This is a genomic window from Novosphingobium sp. (genome assembly GCF_040079535.1).
GTDB lineage: Bacteria > Pseudomonadota > Alphaproteobacteria > Sphingomonadales > Sphingomonadaceae > Novosphingobium.
The window spans coordinates 35,305-55,336 of sequence record NZ_JBEBKB010000002.1 but is presented as its reverse complement, the minus strand read 5'-3'; the positions used below and the strand labels follow the sequence as shown (position 1 = coordinate 55,336).

Below are 20,032 nucleotides of genomic sequence, written 5' to 3'. Positions count from 1 at the left end.
CCTGCTGCAAATGAACAAACCGATTCTTGCCCTGTGCGCTGCGGCGCTGCTTGCCGTTCCGATGCTGGCCGCCGATCGCCGCGATCCACGCGAAGGTCATGGCTATGCCAATCCCAGTGCGGTTATCGCCGCTGAAATTGGCTTTGCCCGCCTGGCCCAGGAAAAAGGCCAATGGACGGCCTTTCGCACCACCGCCACCAAGGATGCGGTGATGTTTACCCCGCAGCCGGTCTATGCGCAGCTGTTCCTCAAGGGCAAAGCCGATCCGGCCAAGGCGGTGGCCTGGCAGCCGCATCAGGTCTGGTCGAGCTGCGATGGCACTATGGCGATCACCCGCGGCGCCTGGCAGGCACCCGATGGCACTTCAGGTTATTTCACCACCGTCTGGCAGCGCCAGAAGGACGGCAAGTACAAGTGGACGCTCGATCAGGGCGATCCCCTGCCGATGCCGCTGGATGCACCGGAAATGATCGTGGCCAAAGTGGCCGATTGCCCAGCCGGATACCGCGCCGATCGTGCATCCAAGCCGCGCGATTTCAAGGGCAAGCTACCCGCGCTTGATCCGGCGCACCTGGCCGGCCGATCGCATGATGGCACGCTGGGTTGGGATGTTACCGTTGCCCCCACTGGTGCACGCCGCTTTGTTGTCACCATGACCAGCGAAGGCAAGCCCGCCACCGTTCAGGACATTCAGACCGAAGCCCCGGCAAAGTAAGCCGCCTGCATGCTCGATCTGTTCCTCTCGGCCTTCGTAACCCTGTTTGTGGTGATCGATCCGCCCGGCTGCGCACCGATCTATGCCGGGCTGGTGCGCGATGCCAGCCGCAGCCAGGCGGTGGCCATGGCCTGGCGCGCCTGCATTATCGCCACGATCATTCTGGTGGTATTCGCCTTGTTTGGCGAAGATCTGCTGGGCGCGCTGCATATCGAACTTAACTCGTTCCGGGTTGCGGGCGGGATCATGTTGTTTGTGATCGCGCTTGATATGGTTTTTGAAAAACGCACCCAGCGCCGCGAGGAACGCGCTGAAAAAGTCCGGGCCGAACACGCCCAGACGCCCGAGGTGGAAGATGTCTCGGTGTTCCCGATGGCCATGCCGATGATCGCCGGTCCCGGATCGATCGCCACCGTGATGCTGCTGACCGCGCGGGCCGACGGGATAGAGCAGAACCTGGCCGTGCTGGGCGCACTGGCCGCCGTAATGGTGCTGACCTTCCTCTCGCTTGCCGCCGCCGGCCCGCTGATGAAGCTTTTGGGCCACAACGTCGAAGCGGTAATCACCCGCCTGCTGGGCGTGCTGCTGGCAGCATTGGCAGCGCAATATGTGATCGATGGTGTGAAGGCGGTGCTGGTTTAGACTTACTGCAGCGTAACCCGCCCGTCATCGCTATCACGGCGGGCGAAGAACTGCATCAACTGGATCAGCAGCTCGCACCGCTGGGCCAATCCATCGGCCTCTAGCAGCGCTTGCTTGGCCGCCGCATCGAACGGAGCGATCTGGCTTACCCCGTCGATCAGCGAGAGATCATCAAGCCGGGTTACTGCTTCCCAATCGACGCCGTATCCCTGGGCATCGGCAAAACGGCGGGCTTCGCGTTCAAACCCGGCGCGTTCGATCGGGCTAAGCGCCTGGTCTGGCAGCTCGGCGATCAATTCACCTTCAATCTGGCGGAACGGCGTGGTGCTATCCAGCTCGTGCAGCAACCGAAACCGCGCCTGGCCTTCAAGCACCAGATTGAACCGCCCGTCATCCAGTGCCTCAACCTCGCCGATCTTGCCCAGACAGCCCACCGCATAAAGCGGTGCGCCTTCGCCGGCATGCTGGGGCTGGATCATCCCAATCCGCCGATCACGCGCCAGCGCATCCTTGACCAGCGCCTGATAGCGGGGCTCAAAAATGTGTAATGGCAAATGCAGCCCAGGATAGAGGATCGCCCCGGTCAGCGGGAAGATCGAAATACGCATCGCCCCGGCCCTAACCGAACAGCAACAGCGAAAGCTTGCGGCGCTGCGCGGCAACCCAGGGATCTTCCAGGCCGACGGCCTCAAAAATCTGCAGCAACTTGGCTTTCGCCGCGCCATCGTTCCATTCCCTGTCCTCGGCGATCATCGCCAGCAGCATGCCGATCGCAGCATCGCGATCCTGCGCGGCAAAAGCGGCTTCGGCATAGGCCAGCCGCGCTTCCATATTGCCCGGCGCTGTGGCTGCCGCCTGAAGCGCGGCAAGTTCGCTGTCCTCAGGCTTGCTGCGGGCCAATTCCAACGCGATGCGGGCCCGCGCCACTTCAGCATCGCCCGCAAGGTCTGCGGGCAGCGCGCCCAACACACCTTCCGCCTCATCCAGCCCGCCGGCTGCAACCAATGCCCGCACCAGCCCGCCATAGGCCGCGCCGCTGGCCGGATCGATTTCGGCGATCTGGGCAAAGATTGATGCGGCCCGTTCGCCGTCGCCGCCGGTCAGCGCTTCCTCACCCATCGCCAGCAGCGGAGCAATATCCTGCGCGGGCGCAGCGCCGGCGTTGATCGGCAGCTTATCCAGCAATTGATCGAGAATGCCCTTCAACTGAGTTTCACTGCGGGCCTGGGTCAGATCGGCCACCGGCTGGCCCTGAAACAGGGCATAGACCGTGGGGATCGAACGGACCTGAAACTGCGCAGCGATGAACTGCTCTTCATCGACATTGACCTTGGCCAGGACAACACCCTTGTCTGCATATTCGGCCGCGACCTTTTCCAGCATCGGGGTCAGCGCCTTGCACGGCCCGCACCATTCAGCCCAAAAGTCCAGAATCACCAACGCGGTCATCGATGGCTCGACAACTGTCTTGCGGAACCGGTCCACCGCCTTTTGTTCATCAAGGTTTAGACCCTGGCTAGCCACTGCATGTTCCTTTAAAATGATTGTTCGCCTGCCAATTTGGGCCTTTTGGGCCATTTGCCAAGGGCCAATGCAGATCAAGTGTCATTTCGCACTTTTCCGCTTGGCAAGCGCAATACCCGATGCTAACCGCGCGCCTCACCCCGGCCCCGACGCTGAAAAGCAATTGGGCCGCAAACGTTCGAGCGGGCGTAGCTCAGGGGTAGAGCACAACCTTGCCAAGGTTGGGGTCGAGGGTTCGAATCCCTTCGCCCGCTCCAGTTTTCTCCCATAAAACTGAATAGGTTAAGCGGATCGCGAACGCGCGAAATCCGCTTCCCCGCCCTGTTCCGCGCGCCGGGGAAGCAGGGGGGAAGCACAAATAGCCGTTTCGTGGCGTGATCTAGCGTTCGCATTGCGGTATTCTGAACCCCGTGATTCCAAGGCGCAAGGGCGATAGTGTCGAGGGCAAGGATCGGCGGAACTGACTTCGCCAAGCCATACCCTTCACGGCATTTTGAATGCTCGTCGAACCTTCGCCAGACTACGCCGAACGGATGGGGCACGGTAGCGAAGGCCCGGATAGGCGCGGCACTATGAGACGGCTCCAGAATTGGCTGAATTGCGCCGGTTCTGGGGAAATGTGCCAGCTGGGTTGCATAGTGGCTGGCTGTGAAACCCCAGCAAAACTGCGGCCCCACACCCCAGCGGCTGGCGCTGCTTTTATCTGGCCATCCAAAATTCCACCCTTCCCAGCCGCTCCTCAGGGCCTAAACCCAGGCCGATATAGACCGGCCCTCTGTATAGCGTAGCTTGACGCTAAACGAACTCGCTGATACAAGCACGCATGAGAATCAGAAATGTCCTCCACAAAGGGCTGAAGCGGTTCATTGAACGTGACGACGCGAGCGGCTTGCAGCCTGCCGTGGTCGGCAAGATCGGGCGTATGGTCTCGTTCCTGCAAGACATGACGCACGAGGATGAATTGCAGACCGTGCCCATCTGGAAGGCCCACCGCCTGACGGGTGATCGCAAGGGAACGTGGAGCCTGTTCGTCACCAAGAACTGGCGGATGACATTTCGGATCAACGCGGACGAGATCGAGATCATCGACCTCGATTATGAAGATTACCACTAGGAAGACTGGCACCAGGAGGCCGTTATGAACGCCATGACCGGAATCAGGATGAAGACCCCCGCCCATCCCGGCGGCTTCATCAAGCACGAGATCATCGCTCCGCTGGAACTGACCGTGACGGCGGCAGCGCAGGCGCTGGGCGTCACCCGCGCCGCGCTCTCCACTCTGCTCAACGAACGCGCGCACCTCTCGCCGGAAATGGCCCTGCGCGTGGAAAAGGCGTTCGGCGTCTCGATGGACACGCTAATGCGGATGCAGAACAGCTATGACATTGCCCAAACCCGCAAGCGCGAGGGGGAGGTCAAGGTGTTGCGGTATTTGAAGACTGCCAATTCAGCTGCAACACAAGAAAAGATGGTTTGAAGAATTTTGTCAAACGGTGATAAGCCACTGTTGTCAGTCGCTAAGCAGTTGGATGGAGAGGGTGTGAAAGGAGCACAGGAAACAGAGCTTGTCACGCAACAAGACCCTCTCAGTCAGGGCGACATAATAAGAATTGAATGGCCTGGCCACATGGTGGGGCCGGAATTGGGCGTTGTCATCAACGCCGATTGCGATATCGCTCATTGCAAGACTGACGGTGTCATTGCCTTTCTTCCACTCTATCACTTTCGCGAATACCTATCCGAATTCTGGGTGGCAAATCACATCCAAGAAGTTATAGATTCGGCCACAAGGACAGTTTTGAGACTTGCGAATGACGAAGACCCTGCGGCGCTTCACGCATGGCTATCGACAGATGCACCTGAAGCGGTTGGACAGAAAATTTCTGAACATAGATCACTAAAAAATGGCGATTCCACCGCACTGATGCGAGAATTAAACCGATTAGCCGTTTGCCTTGATGGAAATAAAGAACACATCCAAGCATTCAAAGAGATTTGTTTGTTAGAATCTGATTCAGAAAAATATGCTCGCACACATATCACGGCGGCGAAAAAGGCCATGGGAGACGGGCATTTCTTCATAAGTGAGTTGGCTGGAAATCAATCTGTAGGTTTCGTTATACGCATGAGACGAATTTATTCTATTCAAGAGGAATGCGTATTTTTGTCAAATTCAGATCAAAAGTCAAAGAGTATAGGTGAAATAGAAAGTGCCTTTCGCATTGCCCGCCTCACTCCGCTATATAGATTTAAGTTATTGCAACTATTTGCTCATCAATTTTCACGAATTGGCTTATCTGACGAAACGATGGCACTTAGCTCTTTGGCAATTGACGATCTTGTCATGCAGTTTTCCGGAGACAGAAAATGAAATCTCTGGTAATTTCAGTTAAAACATTATTCCGCCTGTCGCAATATTCTATATCTGACGAATGGTTTGATTGTTACGGAATACCAGAAGGTGATTCGACGATCAAGCAAGTCGTAGTCAACGATATTGCCTATCTTATTGAACCTGATCTTGATTCCGACGACGAGCCTGTAGTAGTAATAAACCTCGCGGAAGACAATGTGTTTGGTCATTCTCCTTCTCGGAGCGTTACGCTCGAGCGGATTATCACGGTTGGTAGATCAATTTACACAAATAGTGTCAGCATTCCAACGGGATGGCGGAAGCATCACGATGAAACGACATTTTCGATTCAGGCAGCATCAATCTACCATGGGTGGAAGCCCCGCCTTCATTTCGAAACGCGACCTCGTGGAACGAAAGATTTATTCGCCTTTTCACGAACGGAAGAGACCGTCAATTTCGCCGATCTCGATCATCACCTTGATATTTATGACGCTGCCAAGGCCGGATTGGCTGAAGCTATCCTCTCCAAAGGCCAAGTTATCCTCTCCCAAGACCAACAGGAGAGCAAGAGCTCTCGGGCAGGTATAACTCTTAGCCAACGATTACCCCAAGGCTTCGTCCAGGGCGCTTCGCTCGAAGAATGGTACGATACCAAATTGACATCCGAGCAACGAGGCTTTGTTGACAAAGCACACGATGGGCCAGTTCGCCTCCGAGGCGCTGCAGGAACGGGAAAGACGCTATCCTTGGTAATCAAGTTTCTGCGAGATTCCATTGCACAAAGAAATTGCGGAGCAAAAAAAAGGATTGGATTTATAACACACAGCTTTGCCTCAGCTGATCATGTTAGCTCGATTTGCGAAAGCTTGGATCATTCGGGAATTATGCACTCAAGAGATGCTGCTATTAGAACTGAAATTCGAACACTCTATGACGTGGCAAACGAATATCTTAACTTCGATTTAGATCAGCTCACACCACTGTCGCTTGACGGCCGGGAGGGTCGAAAGCTTCAGATGGAAATTATCGAAGCCGTCCTGAAGGAAATTTTTTCATCGAATCTTGCTCAGGCGCAATTTTCCGGCCTTTCCGATGAGATCATGCAGCGCTGGGTCGCGTTGATCCGTGATGAAGACAAGCGCTTTGTCTCCGAGGTGATGAATGAATTTGCCAGCGTCCTAGACGCAGAGGGGATTCGATCGGGAGAAGATAAAGGTGAAAAATATGCTAGGGGGACTGTGCCTCGTGCTACTTGGCTGATGAATCTTCCGGCAGAAATTGATCGCAGATTCCTTCTCGAAATTCACCGGAGATATCGTGTACACCTTGGAGAGATGAACACGATAAGCGTCGATCAGATGATCGGTGATTTTAACTCTTTTCTAGATTTTAATAGGTGGGATAGAATTAGAGATCGGGAAGGATACGATGTTATTTTTGTCGATGAATTACACTTGTTCACATCTGTAGAACGGCAAACTCTACATAAAATCATGAAGCGAAATTTTGAAGAAGATGGCCGCCCATGTCGGCCTCCAATATTCATGGCATATGATCTAAAGCAAAGCCCTCGCGATACCTTCGCAAGCTATGATGATGGTGATTATAATCTATTCTCTTCATCTACTGGACTTCAGGGAGCGGATCTTGTAAAATTGGAGCGTGTTTTTCGATATACTCCTCAAATTGCTGAATTTCTCTCAGATCTCGACGCATCATTTCCTGCAATTGATATTCCCGGAGAATGGGATGCGTATTCCGGTAAAGCAGAGCTTGATAGTGGCGCCACTCCAACGTTGACAGTATTTCGAACTGAAGTCGATTTGTTCTCTGCAATCTTCAGCGAAGCCCAAAAAATTGCTAGATCGATTGAAGGTGGCGGAAGGCGCGTTGCAGTTCTTTGCGTAAGCGAAGAGCAATTTGATAAGTATCTTACTGCTGCAAGTGGACAATTTTCAGGACGGCATTTGCCGATCACGAGTAGAGAGCCTTCATCTGAACTCCGACACGCAGGGAAGCGCTTTGTTTTCAGTATGCCGGAATACGTTGCAGGGCTTCAGTTTGACACGGTATTTTTGATACATGTTGATGCATCTGAAGCGCCTCTTGATTCCGGTGACGGGATGCGTCGGCGCTTTATTTCGAACATTTATCTCGGCTCTAGCCGCGCAGAGAATACACTGCAGATCGCCGCGTGCCTCGCTAGGGGAGGGAAATCCGACGTGCTTGACATGGCAATAGCCCGGAAGAGCATTATTGAAAAGGCACCTCCGATCGCGAAGAAGAAGTAGGACTGTTTCGAGCGAGAGTTCCCTTATTGGGTGTATCTACACCTATTTACCTCAAGCCACCGCCCGCAGCGTCGCCAACGTCCGCGCCTGCTTGATCTCCCGCACGCTCCGCAACTCGCCGCCCTCCAGTAACCGCGCTATCTCCGCCGCCACCTGATCCGCCGCGATGATGAGCGCGGTGTCGAGATGGACATAGCGTTGCGTCACGCCGCGCGGGGCGTGGCCGAGGAGGCCGGAGATTGTCAGCTCGCTGAACCCTTGCGCCGCCGCCATGCTGGCGAAGCTGTGGCGCAGGGTGTGGGGTGTCACCTCGTCCAGACCCGCCCGCTTGCAAACCCGGTCGAACACGCGCACGATGCCGATGAAGTGGCCGTCGCCCCAGTCCGCCGGGAAGACGAACGGGGCGTGGCTGCGCATCGCCTGCTCCTCCAGGCAGGTCATCGCCGCGTCTCCGGCCACGCGCATCTGCGGGCCGGACTTGGTATCCGGGAAGCGGACAAGGTTGTCGTCCGGCTGCACCCATTCCTTGCGCATCGCCAGCACCTCCATGCGGCGGAAGCCGGTGAGCAGCATGACGCGGATCGCGGCGAGGCCGGTCGGGTGTTCTCCCTCACGCTCCATCTGCGTCATCACCTTGCCGAGGTGGCGGATTTCGCCTGCGCTGAGGTATCGCTTGAGTTTTTGCGAGGCCATGATGCGCACGCCCGTCGCCGGGCTGACCTCGATGAGCCCAAGGCGGCGGGCGTGGTTCAATAGGCTACGCAGCGTACTGATCGCGCGGGCGGCGACCCCGATGCCGCCTGCGGTCTGGCCGCCCCTGCCGACCTTGCGCGCCTTTGCGGTCCGCCCAGCGGCGATGTCACCCTGCAAGCGTTCGATGTCAGCCAGCTTCAACTGGCTGACAACGCGGTTGCCGATCAGCGGCTTGATGTGCAGTGCAATCCGGCTGCGGTCGCCGGAAAGGGAGGAGGCCTTGATCGGGCGGCGGTTGCGCCCGATCAGTCGCCCGGCTTCGGCCTCGGTCAGATACCAGTCGCATAACGCTGTCACGGTCAGACCCTGCCGGATGGCGTGACGCTCGGCGGAAGGGTCGGCGCCGTCGATCACGGCGGCGAGTTTCTTCTGGGCCAGGTCGCGCGCCTGCTCGACGGTCAGCACGCCATATTGGCCGATGACGCAGCGGCGGGTGCGGCCCTCCACGTTGCGATACTGGATTATGAAGGTCTTGGTGCCGCTCGGCTTCACACGAACGCCGAACCCGCGCAACTCACCATCCCATAGGAACGTGTCGCGGCGGCGGTCGGGTTTGAGTGTGTCGATGGTGCGCTTGGTCAATCTGGTCATGGGTCTCGTCCTGGGTGCGTATGTCATTCCTCTCGAAGTTGCCCCTGGGTTCCGGTGGGCCGCGCGCCTGCGTTCTGCTTCCCCACGCAAGTGCAGCATGACCGGGGAAGCAGGGGGGAAGCAGTTGACGGCAAACCGCCGGAAATTGCAGGGTAGCGGCTGCGACTCGGAACGCAACACAAGCTATTGATAGTGTGTGGTATTTCGTATGTTTGGCAACGTCCGGTAACGCTGGCGAAATCGTCTCGGGCGAATTGCCAAGGTTGGGGTCGAGGGTTCGAATCCCTTCGCCCGCTCCAGTTTTTCACAAATCGCGGAACTCCACCAGAAACCGTTTGGCCAACGGTCCTGCGCGCCCTTCTTTTACAGAGCGTTTCGGGCTTTTATGGTCGAACTATCCGTAAGTGTTCGAAATGGCCGCGGGCTGGCATAGTGCGGGTTGGTCCAACCTACCATTGCCGTCGCCGCGTTCGCGTTGATGTAGCGGGCGTTTTGGGACGTCGGGATGGAAGTTTTGTCATCTCGGGCTATCCCTACGCAATCGAATGCGACATGTTCGCGCGCCTTGTCCCGCTGCAGTCGCGGCATGGCCATTGGAGACTGTGATCGCCGGAAAAGGAAACCAGGACAGTGAGCACCCAGATCGTCGCCATCGGCGGTACCGTCAATCCCGGCAGCGCGACCGAGCAAGCCCTGCGGCTTGCGGCTGCCTGCGCTGCTGCGGGCGGCGCAGAGCTACAGGTGTTTGGTGGGGCCTATCTGGCCGCGCTGCCGCACTATGGCAGCGAAGCCCATGCCAAAGGCAATGGTAGTGAACTGGTGGAAGCGGTGCGCCGTGCCGATGGTGTGCTGATTGCCGCACCCGGCTATCACGGGACGATATCCGGACTGGTCAAGAACGCGCTTGATTTCCTTGAGGACCTCTCGGAGGACGAGCGGCCCTATCTGGATGGCCGGGCGGTTGGGCTGATCACCACCGCTTATGGCGATCAGGCAACAATGAGCACCCTCTTTGCGATGCGCTCGATTGTCCACGCGCTGCGCGGTTGGCCGACCCCGCTGGGAGCTACGATCCGAACTTATCACGGGCTGTTTTCGCCCGATGGCAAATGCCTGGAAGACCGTGCCAGGCTGCAACTGGAACTAGTCGGCCAGCAGGTAGCGCGCGGCGCGCGCGCTTTTGCACTTGCAGCAAACGAGGCCGAGCAGTGAACGACAGACGATGCTCTGTCCCAGCACGATCGGGCCGGCGTCGATCTGGCCGATCTGGTGGATTCAGCCGCCGCTTGACCTGATCCCGCCGGGCAGGCAGGCACAGCGCCATGGCGGGATTTCTTTTTGCGATGCTGGCGGTGCTGGCTGCCGGACTGGGCGCGCGCGATCAGGTGCTGGTGGCGCGGATGGCCCCGCGCGGGGCAGTGCTTGTGATCGCCCTGGTTTGCACTTTGCTCACATCTTTGGGAGCCGGCCTGGCAGGGCAAGCAGTCGCGCCGCTGCTTAATGGTCCGGCGCGGGCGATGCTGGTCGCCATGGCGCTGGGCCTGGCCGCGCTGGAGCTGCTGGTGATCCGTCCAAAGCGCAAGCCGGACGAGCCGACCCAGTCGCTGGGTGCTTTTGGGCTGGTGCTGCTGGCACAGCAATTGACGGATGCCGCAAGGTTGATGATTTTCGCGATCGCTGCGGCCAACCCGTTGCCTTTGGCGGTGATCGCTGGCGGCGTACTGGGCAGCGCGGCGTCTGTGCTGGCCGGCTGGCTGGGCGGCGCGGACTGGGAGAAGCTGCCGCTGACGGCAATCCGCCGCAGCCTGGGCCTGCTGCTGGCGCTGGTCGCGGTTTGGCTGGCGTATAATCGTTAGAGACGCTCTGGCGGAGCCCGCATAGCTTTGCGCGCAGGTTCCTTGGCCGCCGCACAAGTGCTATCGCCGCGCGCATGGATCAGCTGTCTATCATCCCCCATGCCGGTGATGCCGAAATTGCCGATTGGCTGGCGCGGCATTTGGCTGCCAAACTGGATGCCAATCCGGATGGCATCGCCATTACCATCCCCGGCGGCTCTACGCCGTTCCCGATCCTGGCCCGGCTCACCGCGCGGTCGGGGGTCGACTGGAGCAGGATCACAGTCTGGCCGGGCGATGACCGGATTGTGGCGGAGGATCACCCGGCCAGCAATGTCGGGCGAATACGCCGCGCGCTTGAACCGCTGGGGGCAACAGTCGTTGCACTGAGCGAGGCCGCCCGCCCACCCCGGTTCGCACTTTGCTGGCTGGGCATGGGCAGCGATGGGCATATTGCATCGCTGTTTCCCAACACCGATCCGCAGGCCGCCGATCCCCTGCCTGTCCGCCGCCTTGTGCCCGATCCGCTGCCGCCCGAGGCACCTTTTGATCGGCTAAGCCTGACGATCCCGGCCTTGCTTGATAGCGATGCGATCGTGTTCGTAATCCGGGGAGAGGATAAGGTCGCGCTGTTCGATGCGGCGCTGCGCGGGAAGCACGATTTGCCCGTAGCGCGGCTGCTGGCGGCGGCCCATCAGCCGGTAACATGCTTCGCCTGATCCCGGCAGCACTGCACCGCACAGGCTACCGGCTGGCCCACGCGGTGCGCCGGCGCTGGTGGCGCGCCACCAAGGCCAAGCTGACTGGCTGCCGGGTGCTGGCGTTCGATGCGGCAGGCCACCTGCTGCTGATCCGCCATTCCTATGGCAGCGGCAACTGGATGCTGCCCGGCGGCGGGATTGCGCGCCGCGAGGATCCATTGGCAGCGGCCCGGCGCGAACTGGCCGAAGAGACCGGGCTGACGCTGGAACGGCCGCTCTGCATCGCGGTTGTCGATGAGCCGCTCTATGGCACCACCAACCGGGTCCACCTGTTCACCGGGCGCGCGCAAGGCATGCTGGTGATTGACGGGCGCGAGATCATTGAAGCGGCGTTCTTCGCCCCCGATAGCCTGCCCCCTGCGCTGTCACCAGCACTGGCACGCGGGCTGCGGGATTGGCTGCGCGCGGCTCAATAGCCGCCGACTGTTCCCACCGCCAGACGCGGATCTATCGCGCCAAAATAGCGCCAGCGATTTCCGGTAGCAGCATTTGGTTTGATGCTGAGTGATGGCCCCCCAACCAGGATTGCGGCAACCTGGTTCCAATAGTCCATCTGCTCCAGCTTGTGCCCCTTGGCCATCAGCACCGCCATCGTATCGGCCGATAGTGAATCCTTTTCATAAAAGATCACATCGGGCAGCCATTGGGCGTGGATGCGCGGCGCATCGACGGCTTCAGTCAGGGTCATCCCGTGATCGATCACGTTCACCATCACTTGCAGCACGCCGGTGGGGATATGGCTTCCACCCGGCGTGCCCAGGACCATCAAAAGTTGGCCATCGCGGGTAACGATGGTTGGTGTCATCGAAGAAAGCGGGCGCTTGCCCGGCGCAATCGCGTTATTGGTCCCTTCGACCAGCCCATAGATATTGGCGTTTCCAGGCTTGGCCGAAAAGTCATCCATCTCGTTGTTGAGCAGAATTCCGGTGCCATCAGCCGTAACCCGCGCGCCAAACCAGTCGTTCAAGGTATAGGTCAGCGACACCGAATTGCCGGCCTTGTCAACGATTGAGAAATGCGTGGTGCTGCGGCCTTCGCGGATGCCATCAGGGCCCGGCAGGCTTGAACTTGGCGTGGCCTTGTCTGCCGAAATACCCGCGCGCAGGTCTGCGGCATAGGCCTTGCTGGTGAAGCGGCTGGTATCAAGCGGAACGAAATCGGGATCGCCCAGATTCATGTTGCGATCGTGATAGGCCCGGCGCAGCGCCTCTGCCGTGTAGTGGACGCCCTGTGCCGAATGGAACCCCAGGTTACCCAGCGGATAGCCTTCCAGCACATTCAGCGTTTCGCACAGCACCACCCCGCCCGAACTGGGCGGCGGCGCGGAAATGATGTGAAAGCCGCGGTAATCGCATTCGATCGGTTTGCGCTCTACCGCTTTGTAACTCGCCATATCAGCGGCTGTGATAATCCCGCCGCGCAGCTGGCTGGATGCCGCCAGTTTGGCCGCCGTTGGCCCGGTGTAAAAAGCCTTGGCCCCGCCAGTCGCGATCGCCTGCAGCGTGCGGCCAAGATCGGCCTGAACCCAGCGCTGCCCAGCCTGCCATGGCTTGCCCCGGTTGAGAAAGATCGCCGCGCTGGCCGGATCCTTGGCAAAATCTGCCGCGCCTTCAGCCAGAAAATCGGCATCGGCCTGATCGAGAACGAAGCCTTTGGCAGCAAGCCCAATTGCAGCAGCCATCAGCGTGGCGCGGGCGCGGGTGCCATATTTGGTCCGGGCCAGCTCCAACCCGGCGACAGTGCCGGGAATGCCCACTGCCAGATGACCGCGAGTGGAAAGATTGGCAATCACGTTGCCGCTCTTGTCCTGAAACATCGTTGGCGTGGCCGCAGCGGGGGCCGTCTCACGAAAATCAATGAATGTCGACGTGCCATTGGCCAACCGGATCGTCATGAAGCCGCCGCCGCCGATGTTGCCAGCTTCGGGGAATGTCACCGCCAAAGCATAGGCCACTGCAACCGCAGCATCGACCGCGTTGCCGCCCTTCTTCAGCACATCCAGCCCAGCGTCGGTTGCCAGCCGGTGCGCGGTTACAACCATCCCGTTGGTTGCGCCCGGCGGCGATGGCGCGGCAGCCGCCACGATTTGCGAGCTGACCAGTGCCAGCGAAATGGCGGCCGATAGGGCAAGCTTCAAAACGCGCATCCAGGATCCTCCCAATTAGCCAAACCTTGGCACAAAAGAATGGGGCGGAGAAGCCTGCGCTTCTCCGCCCCGAACTTTGCCTATCCCCGAAGGGCAGGTGCGCGGATCAGAACTTGATCCGGACGCGCCCGTACCAGAACCCGCCGTTGAACCCGAAAGGTCCACCGTTGCGCGGATAGACCTGACCATCAGCCGTGCTGTTGGTGATGGTGTAGATCGGGTTCGAAGCCGAAGCCGCGATCCTGTCAGGATAAGCGTTGAACAGGTTGCTGGCACCAAACGAGAAGGTGTAGTGATCGTCAAAGGTGTAGCTGATATCGAAATCAGTCGTCCACTTCGAGCCGAACAGCTGGCCAGGATAATCCTGCTCAGCGCGCCATGAGCTGTAGAAGTGCTCAGTCAGGTTGATGCTGAGCGGGCCAACCGACCAGTTCGCCATCATGTTGAGACGATGCTTCGGCGCCAGGTTTTCAGCATCGCTGATCTGGCCAGCGCTGATCGTTCCGGCGATGAAACGTGTCACCTTGTTCTTGTTGTGGTTGTAGGCCAGCGTCAGGTTGAGCTTTCCTTCGCCCAGGCTGGTCCGATAGGTGCCGACCACGTCAACACCCTGCGTCCGGGTGTCGAGCGCGTTGGTGAAGAAGTTCACATCACCGCCAACCCCGACCGAGGCGAGTTCTGGCAGAGCAATGATATGCGCCGCCGTCACCGAATTGGCCTGCGAGATAAAGATGCGGTCGGTAACCTTGATCGAATAGGCATCAACCGTCAGCGTGATGGCGTTGCTGGGCTGGAATACAAAGCCGAGACCGAAGTTGGTCGACTTTTCCGGCTTCAGCGGAACGCCGCCATAGAACTGCGCAATTGCGCTGGTGACCGGGAACGTACCCGTCTGGACCGATTGACCAGCAACAAAGTTGGTGGTCAGGATCTGGGTGTTGTTCTGACCCGGCGACGGAGCGTGATACCCGGTACCGACGGTGCCGCGCAGCGACAGTTCTTCGGAAACCTTGAACAGCGCGTTGACCTTGCCAACCACGGCATCGCCCGAGCTTTGATAATGCTCATAACGACCGGCAATGCCCATGCTCAGACGATCGGAAAGATCGCCTTCAAGGCCCACGTAAGCACCATAGCTGTTGTCGGTGTTGGTCCCGGCATAGGTCGGGCTGGTGCCGCCATAACCGCTGGCAGCCGGGCTTTGCGCGCGGGTGCAGACCGAGCCGGCGACGGTGCAATCGGCGCTGGTTCCGACCAGTACACCGGCCGGGGTATAAAGCGGATGCGGAGTTGCCCACGGCCCTGCGCCATAAGACTGCACATCACCCTCGGTAGCGGTGTAGGATTCGCGGCGATATTCAGCCCCGAACGAAAGCACCAGCGGGCTGGCAAGGCCGGCATCAAGATCATAGGTGCCGTCAAAGTTGACCGTGATTTCCTTCTGGATCAGCGTGCCAAAATTGAAGCTGGTCTTCGAAAGCGGGCCGTATGAAGGGCTGATCGAGTTGTACATCGACAGGTCAAGCGAGTTGCGCGCCAGCGTTGCCGACAGGTCATAGTGCAGCTTGCCCGAATCGCCGCGGATCCCGGCGGTTCCGGTAGCCTCATCAACCACACCAACGAAACGCGGGGTGAAACCGGCCGGATAGAGCGACGTAGCGTTCCAGATGTTGGTGTTCTGGATGTATCCGCCTGCTGCAATACAAGCCGGGTTAACGGTGCACTGGGTCAAGTAGTAAGGCGCCCGGAAAACGCCGTTCCCGTTCAGGCTGCCAGTGGTGCCCGCGGTGGTGCTGAAGCCTACTGCCACCGATTGCGGCGCGCGGTAGTTGAAGCTCTGGTCAGCCTCCGAATGGGCGACGTTGGCGAACAGATAAAGCTCTGCACTGTCGCTCATTTCGAACTTCGAGTTGAGCATCACCTTGTAGCTGGTGCTGGGCGAGTTGCCCCAGATCTGGGCTGGATCTGGATAGTGCGGCAGCAGGTGCGCAAGGCTGGGGTTGTTGGCAGCGAATGACACTGCCAGCGGGCGGGTTTGGCCGCGGCTGGTCTGGCCATCATCGTTGTATTCACCCGAAAGCGAGATCGAACCGCTATCGCCCAGCTTGAAGCCGAAATAGCCCGAGAGCTGATAGCTCTTGCCATCGCCCTTGTCATAGTACTGGCCATAACGGGCGCCAACTTCGATCCCGGCATCGCTGCGCAGTTCATAGTTGAGCACGCCAGCGATAGCGTCCGAACCGTACTGGGCGGTTGCACCATCGCGCAGAACCTGAAGGTTCTTGACCGAGATGGCCGGAATGCTCGAAATGTCCGAACCCTGCGAGCCGAACGACAGACCGGTGTCACCACCGCTGTAAACCTGGACCAGCGCCGAACGGTTAAGGCGCTTGCCGTTGAGCATCACCAGCACCTGATCGGCCGGAAGGCCGCGCAGCGAAGGCGCGCGAACGAAAGTCGAAGCGTCCGAAATCGAGTTCTGGCCGACGAAGAACGAAGGGACCACATTCTTGACAGTGTCGAGCATGTTCGAGCTCGGCTGGTTCTGCAGATCCGAAGCGCTGATCACGTCAACCGGCGAGGCCGAATCGGTAATCGTACGATCGGTACGGCGGGTGCCGATCACAACCAGCGTTTCTTCAGGAGCAGCGGCGGCGGCATCGTCAGCCGCGCCGGCATCCTGCGCAAGGGCCGGATCGGTGAGGAAAATGGCGAGAGTTGCTGCTGTGGCTGCAAGCGCAACCTTGCGGCTGCGGCGGCTTGCGGTCGTTTGCATTGGGTTCTCCGTCTATATAGTTAACCGCCACGCCCGAAACAGCGCGATTACGGCGCGGTTTGGCTATTGCGGACGGCGCGCTTGTGCAATCCATTGCAGCCGTAGATGCATCGAATGTTACCGGACTGTGGCTTTCGCGCACCTATTGTTGCGGGCGGGCCGCGGCTACAATTCCGAACTTTTCATTGCAAAGATTGGCGTGTGTGGTTCGTGCGCGGCCATCCGCGCCAACAGCAGATCAAGCTCGGCCTCGGCGATGATGATCCCCTGATGCGCAGGCCGCACGAAGCCAGTAGCAATCATGTGGTGGTTGAAAGCGATCAAATGATCGTAAAACCCGAATGCGTTGAGCAGGCCGACCGGCTTGGCGTGATAACCCAGCTGGGCCCAGCTGACTGCTTCCCACAGCTCGTCCATCGTGCCGACCCCGCCCGGGATCGTCAGAAACCCATCGGACAGCCGGGTGAAGGCGGCCTTTCGTTCGTGCATATCGGCCACCACGATCAGCTCGCTGCAATCGTGGTTGGCCACTTCACCAGAGACCAGCGCTTGGGGGATCACCCCGATCACCTCGCCGCCGGCCTCAAGCGCGCCGCTGGCCAAGGCCCCCATCAGCCCAAGCCGGCCGCCGCCATAAACCACACCAATCCCGCGCGTGGCAAGGCTGGTGCCAACCTCTTTGGCCAGCGCAAGATAGCGCGGATCATCAGGCGAAGCCGAACCACAATAGACTGCCAGGCGTTTCACACGATGCTCCCCACAATTGCTGCGCTGCAGGCCTTAGCACCCGCCAGCACGCCCGCAACCCCAGCCCCCGGATGGGTTGCCGCCCCGGCAAGATAGAGGTTGGCAATCTTGCGGTCGTGGTGCGCCAGGCGCAGCGGACCCGATTGGCTGGGGCACTGTTCGAGGCTCCAGCCGCTGCCCAGGTGGACCCCCGGATCCAGCGCCAGATCGCGCGGGGTGGTGATGCATTGGGCCAGGATCCGGTCCTGGATATCGGGGATCAAGCGGCGGCCGATCTCTGCCAGAATCCGTCCCGCGATCATCGGTCCGGCGCTGTCCCAATCGATTGGCAGCTTGCCCAGATGCGCCACCGGAATCGTCGCACGCATCAGGCTGTGCCCGTCCGGTGCCAGCGCTGGATCGGTTACCGTGGGGTGATGCAGCCAGATCAGCATATCACGCGGCAACACGCCGGTATCAAACAGATCGCCCATCAGATCGGCGAATCGCGGGCCCAGCAGCACGCTTTGATGCGCGATTCCCGGCCACGATCCGGCCAGCGCAAAGTGCACCGTCAAGGCCGAAGGCGAAAACCGCCGCTGCGCCAGCCTGGCCCCCATCGCCTTCCCCCGCGCGGTATCCTTCAGCAGGGTGCGATAGGTCTGCACGGCATCGGCCGCGCTGGCTATTGCGGCAAAGTGTGTGCGCCAGCCGCTAAGCGTTTCAACCTCGCTGGCGCGGTTGCCCAGACAGTGGATCCGCACCACCGGATCATGCAGCCGGATCACCCCGCCCAACGCGGTAAAGCGCGCCGCCATGGTATCGGCCAGCCGCGCCATCCCGCCCAGCGGCCAAAAGCCAGGACCAGCCCCGGCCAGATGCTGTCCGCCCAGCACCAGCGCGCTGGAGTTCAGCGGATTGGCCCCCGAAAGAAGCGCCGGGAGAGCCAAGGCCTGACGCAGGTGCGGTTCTTCAAACAGCCGCGCTGCACGCTGCCAGGGCGATTGCCACAGCCGCCCATGGCGCAGCGCAGCCACCGCCCGGCCCAGGTCCGCAGAACCAGACAGGCCGCTCTCCGCCAGCCTTGGCCAGGCCTCGCGCCGGATCAGCCCGGTCCATTCGCGCCATTCATCAAGCCGCCCGGCATCGCCCGGCGCAATCCGTGCAACCTGCCGAAGCAGCTCTGCCGGATCGGCTGCGGCTTCGAATTGGGTCCCGTCGCTCCACAGAAACCGGCAAGCCGGATCAACCGGCTGAAGCTGCAAGGCCGGTTCAGCGTCTTCCTCGGTAAGGCTCCACAGCTCACGCAAGGGGGCAGGATCGGCGAGCAGCCCTGGGCCTTCCTCAAACGCAAAGGGGTGCCCGGCGATTCGCCGGATCAGCCCGCCCACTTCACCGCGTGCCTCGATCAAGGTGGTTGGCAGGCCCGCCGCCTGCAACCGGATCGCCAATGCCAATCCGCCCAGCCCGGCGCCGATCACGCAAACCGCGCGGGCAGGATCATGGGTGTTGCTGTGGGTGCGTTTGGCCATTGGCCATGGGTTTTAATGGCCAGGCCAGGCGATGCAACGCCCTTGGCGCAGCCGCCGCCTTGCGCCATGGTGGCGCCGCGATGATGATCCAGCCAGCCACCCTTGCCGATGCCGCTGAAGTGGCTGAAATCTATGCCCATCACGTGCGCTGCGGCACCGCGACGTATGAGCTGGAGGCGCCCGCCCCATCAGAAATGGCGGCGCGGATGGCCAAGGTGATTGCCGCCGGCTGGCCCTGGCTGGTGGCGCGCGATCCCGCCGGGCAAATGCTGGGCTATGGCTATGTTGTCCAGTTTCGAGACCGGGCGGCCTATCGCTATGCCGGGGAGGATTCGATCTACATCCGTAACGAATGCCGCGGCCAGGGGGTGGGCAAGGCACTGCTGGCGGCGCTGATCGGCGCCAGCGAAACGGCCGGCTTTCGCCAGCTTTATGCGGTGATCGGGGGGGCCGAACCGGGCTCAATCGCGCTGCATGCGGCGCTGGGTTTCAGCCATGCCGGAAGGCTGCGCGGCAGCGGGCGCAAAGCCGGGCGCTGGCTTGATACGGTATTCATGCAGATCGCCATCGGCGCAGGCGATACCGCCCCGCCGCCAAGCGAGCCCTAGCGACCAAATTCGTCGGACAGGAATTGCATCATTGCCGCCTGGAAATCTTCACGTTCTTCGGGAGTGGAAATTTCTTCCGAACTTGGAGTTACCACGCTGCCGAGCGCGCGGTTCATCGCGTTGATCTTTTTTGAAGCCGGGGTTTGGCCAAAAGCGATCAGCTGGCGTTTTTCCGCTGGGGTCAGTGATTCCATCAGCTGATCCATCCCGCTGCTCAGGCCTTTGCGTTCATCCGCCCTGGCAGCCTGCTCATCGTCAAAATCACCGCTCTGGATGCCAGCATCAAGCTGCGAGGCGAACGTCATATTCCTGGCCATCGCTGCGCTGATCTTGCGGCCAAGCGGTGAACCATAAAACCGGGCCATCTCGCGCGCTTCGGCCGGGGTCATCACCGGAGCCAGCGCCGCAACCGAGCGATCGCGCGCGATCTTGATCGAACGCGGTATCCAGGCTCGGAAATAGGGCAGGCACATCGCAATGAAACGGTCGCGAATGCCCTTCTTTCCGCTTACTTTTCTTGCAAATTCAGGTTCGTTTCGGACAATCGCATCGAACACTTCGCCTGAAGCCATTGCTGACATTGCTTCAAGATCAACCGCACCGATGATCGAATCGTATAGCTCAAAATAGGCCTTGTCGGCATCCGGTGTTACCGAAACCACCATTGGTGGGGCAGCCTGGGCCGAGGTCAGCGCCGGGGCCAGGGTAGTTCCGGCCAGGACTGCCAACAGCGGCGCAAGCAGGCTGATCTTTCGCATAATCGTGAACCCCTTAAG

At 59.9% G+C, this 20,032-nt stretch carries 19 protein-coding genes and 1 tRNA gene; 12 read left to right on the top strand and 8 right to left on the bottom strand.

Going from position 1 to position 20,032, the window contains the following annotated elements:
- The first annotated feature begins 10 nt into the window (after positions 1-10).
- Positions 11-715, top strand: coding sequence for a hypothetical protein (locus ABL914_RS01235; protein WP_391561327.1), 705 nt, complete (start codon positions 11-13; stop codon positions 713-715).
- 9 nt (positions 716-724) lie between these two features.
- On the top strand, positions 725-1,357 hold the full coding sequence (locus ABL914_RS01230) for a MarC family protein (RefSeq protein WP_391561326.1): 633 nt from the start codon (positions 725-727) through the stop codon (positions 1,355-1,357).
- Positions 1,358-1,359: 2 nt separating this feature from the next.
- Here the strand turns inward: ABL914_RS01230 and ABL914_RS01225 are convergent, their stop codons facing one another.
- Both ABL914_RS01225 and ABL914_RS01220 read right to left on the bottom strand, forming a co-directional pair.
- The gene (locus ABL914_RS01225) at positions 1,360-1,965 is read right to left on the bottom strand and encodes an LON peptidase substrate-binding domain-containing protein (protein WP_391561325.1); all 606 of its coding nucleotides are present in this window, start codon (positions 1,963-1,965) and stop codon (positions 1,360-1,362) included.
- Positions 1,966-1,975: 10 nt separating this feature from the next.
- Entirely contained in the window at positions 1,976-2,881 is a 906-nt protein-coding gene (locus tag ABL914_RS01220; protein ID WP_391561324.1) for a tetratricopeptide repeat protein, read from the bottom strand.
- A gap of 182 nt (positions 2,882-3,063) precedes the next feature.
- Between ABL914_RS01220 and ABL914_RS01215 the strand changes: the two genes are divergently transcribed.
- The 5 genes from ABL914_RS01215 to ABL914_RS01195 all read left to right on the top strand — a co-directional run bounded on the left by ABL914_RS01215 (position 3,064) and on the right by ABL914_RS01195 (position 7,528).
- Positions 3,064-3,138: transfer RNA gene (locus ABL914_RS01215), tRNA-Gly, on the top strand.
- A gap of 566 nt (positions 3,139-3,704) precedes the next feature.
- Entirely contained in the window at positions 3,705-3,995 is a 291-nt protein-coding gene (locus ABL914_RS01210; protein ID WP_391561323.1) for a type II toxin-antitoxin system RelE/ParE family toxin, read from the top strand.
- A 24-nt stretch (positions 3,996-4,019) separates the two neighbouring features.
- Positions 4,020-4,358, top strand: a complete 339-nt coding sequence (locus tag ABL914_RS01205) for a HigA family addiction module antitoxin (RefSeq protein ID WP_391561322.1) — start codon at positions 4,020-4,022, stop codon at positions 4,356-4,358.
- A 30-nt stretch (positions 4,359-4,388) separates the two neighbouring features.
- Positions 4,389-5,252, top strand: a complete 864-nt coding sequence (locus tag ABL914_RS01200; RefSeq protein ID WP_391561321.1) for a hypothetical protein — start codon at positions 4,389-4,391, stop codon at positions 5,250-5,252.
- A complete protein-coding gene (locus tag ABL914_RS01195; protein WP_391561320.1) occupies positions 5,249-7,528 on the top strand; it encodes a UvrD-helicase domain-containing protein in 2,280 nt (759 codons plus the stop codon). Before ABL914_RS01200 ends, ABL914_RS01195 begins: the two co-directional genes overlap by 4 nt.
- 51 nt (positions 7,529-7,579) lie before the next feature.
- On the opposite strand, the gene ABL914_RS01190 is transcribed toward ABL914_RS01195, so the two are convergent.
- Positions 7,580-8,872 (bottom strand): tyrosine-type recombinase/integrase, encoded by a 1,293-nt coding sequence (locus ABL914_RS01190; protein WP_391561319.1) that lies wholly within the window; start codon positions 8,870-8,872, stop codon positions 7,580-7,582.
- Positions 8,873-9,502: 630 nt separating this feature from the next.
- Here ABL914_RS01190 and ABL914_RS01185 point away from each other — a divergent pair.
- The 4 genes from ABL914_RS01185 to ABL914_RS01170 all read left to right on the top strand — a co-directional run bounded on the left by ABL914_RS01185 (position 9,503) and on the right by ABL914_RS01170 (position 11,884).
- Positions 9,503-10,084 (top strand): NADPH-dependent FMN reductase, encoded by a 582-nt coding sequence (locus tag ABL914_RS01185; protein ID WP_391561318.1) that lies wholly within the window; start codon positions 9,503-9,505, stop codon positions 10,082-10,084.
- Between the two features lie 110 nt (positions 10,085-10,194).
- Positions 10,195-10,728, top strand: a complete 534-nt coding sequence (locus ABL914_RS01180) for a hypothetical protein (RefSeq protein WP_391561317.1) — start codon at positions 10,195-10,197, stop codon at positions 10,726-10,728.
- A 74-nt stretch (positions 10,729-10,802) separates the two neighbouring features.
- The gene (locus ABL914_RS01175) at positions 10,803-11,426 is read left to right on the top strand and encodes a 6-phosphogluconolactonase (RefSeq protein WP_391561316.1); all 624 of its coding nucleotides are present in this window, start codon (positions 10,803-10,805) and stop codon (positions 11,424-11,426) included.
- Entirely contained in the window at positions 11,414-11,884 is a 471-nt protein-coding gene (locus ABL914_RS01170) for an NUDIX domain-containing protein (RefSeq protein WP_391561315.1), read from the top strand. The genes ABL914_RS01175 and ABL914_RS01170 overlap by 13 nt, the downstream gene beginning before the upstream one ends.
- On the opposite strand, the gene ggt is transcribed toward ABL914_RS01170, so the two are convergent.
- From ggt to crtI, 4 genes are all read right to left on the bottom strand, one after another.
- A complete protein-coding gene (gene ggt, locus ABL914_RS01165; RefSeq protein WP_391561314.1) occupies positions 11,878-13,614 on the bottom strand; it encodes a gamma-glutamyltransferase in 1,737 nt (578 codons plus the stop codon). The genes ABL914_RS01170 and ggt overlap by 7 nt on opposite strands.
- A gap of 106 nt (positions 13,615-13,720) precedes the next feature.
- Positions 13,721-16,390 carry a TonB-dependent receptor plug domain-containing protein gene (locus ABL914_RS01160; RefSeq protein ID WP_391561313.1) on the bottom strand — a complete coding sequence of 890 codons (2,670 nt, stop codon included), beginning with the start codon at positions 16,388-16,390 and terminating at the stop codon, positions 13,721-13,723.
- A gap of 165 nt (positions 16,391-16,555) precedes the next feature.
- Positions 16,556-17,137 (bottom strand): TIGR00730 family Rossman fold protein, encoded by a 582-nt coding sequence (locus tag ABL914_RS01155; RefSeq protein WP_391561312.1) that lies wholly within the window; start codon positions 17,135-17,137, stop codon positions 16,556-16,558.
- Positions 17,134-18,648, bottom strand: a complete 1,515-nt coding sequence (gene crtI, locus ABL914_RS01150; RefSeq protein ID WP_391561311.1) for a phytoene desaturase family protein — start codon at positions 18,646-18,648, stop codon at positions 17,134-17,136. Before crtI ends, ABL914_RS01155 begins: the two co-directional genes overlap by 4 nt.
- Before the next feature lie 80 nt (positions 18,649-18,728).
- On the opposite strand from crtI, the gene ABL914_RS01145 reads away from it, so the two are divergent.
- Positions 18,729-19,256, top strand: a complete 528-nt coding sequence (locus tag ABL914_RS01145; protein ID WP_391561310.1) for a GNAT family N-acetyltransferase — start codon at positions 18,729-18,731, stop codon at positions 19,254-19,256.
- Here ABL914_RS01145 and ABL914_RS01140 read toward each other — a convergent pair.
- Positions 19,253-20,014, bottom strand: a complete 762-nt coding sequence (locus ABL914_RS01140; protein WP_391561309.1) for a DUF2059 domain-containing protein — start codon at positions 20,012-20,014, stop codon at positions 19,253-19,255. The genes ABL914_RS01145 and ABL914_RS01140 overlap by 4 nt on opposite strands.
- Positions 20,015-20,032: the final 18 nt, after the last annotated feature.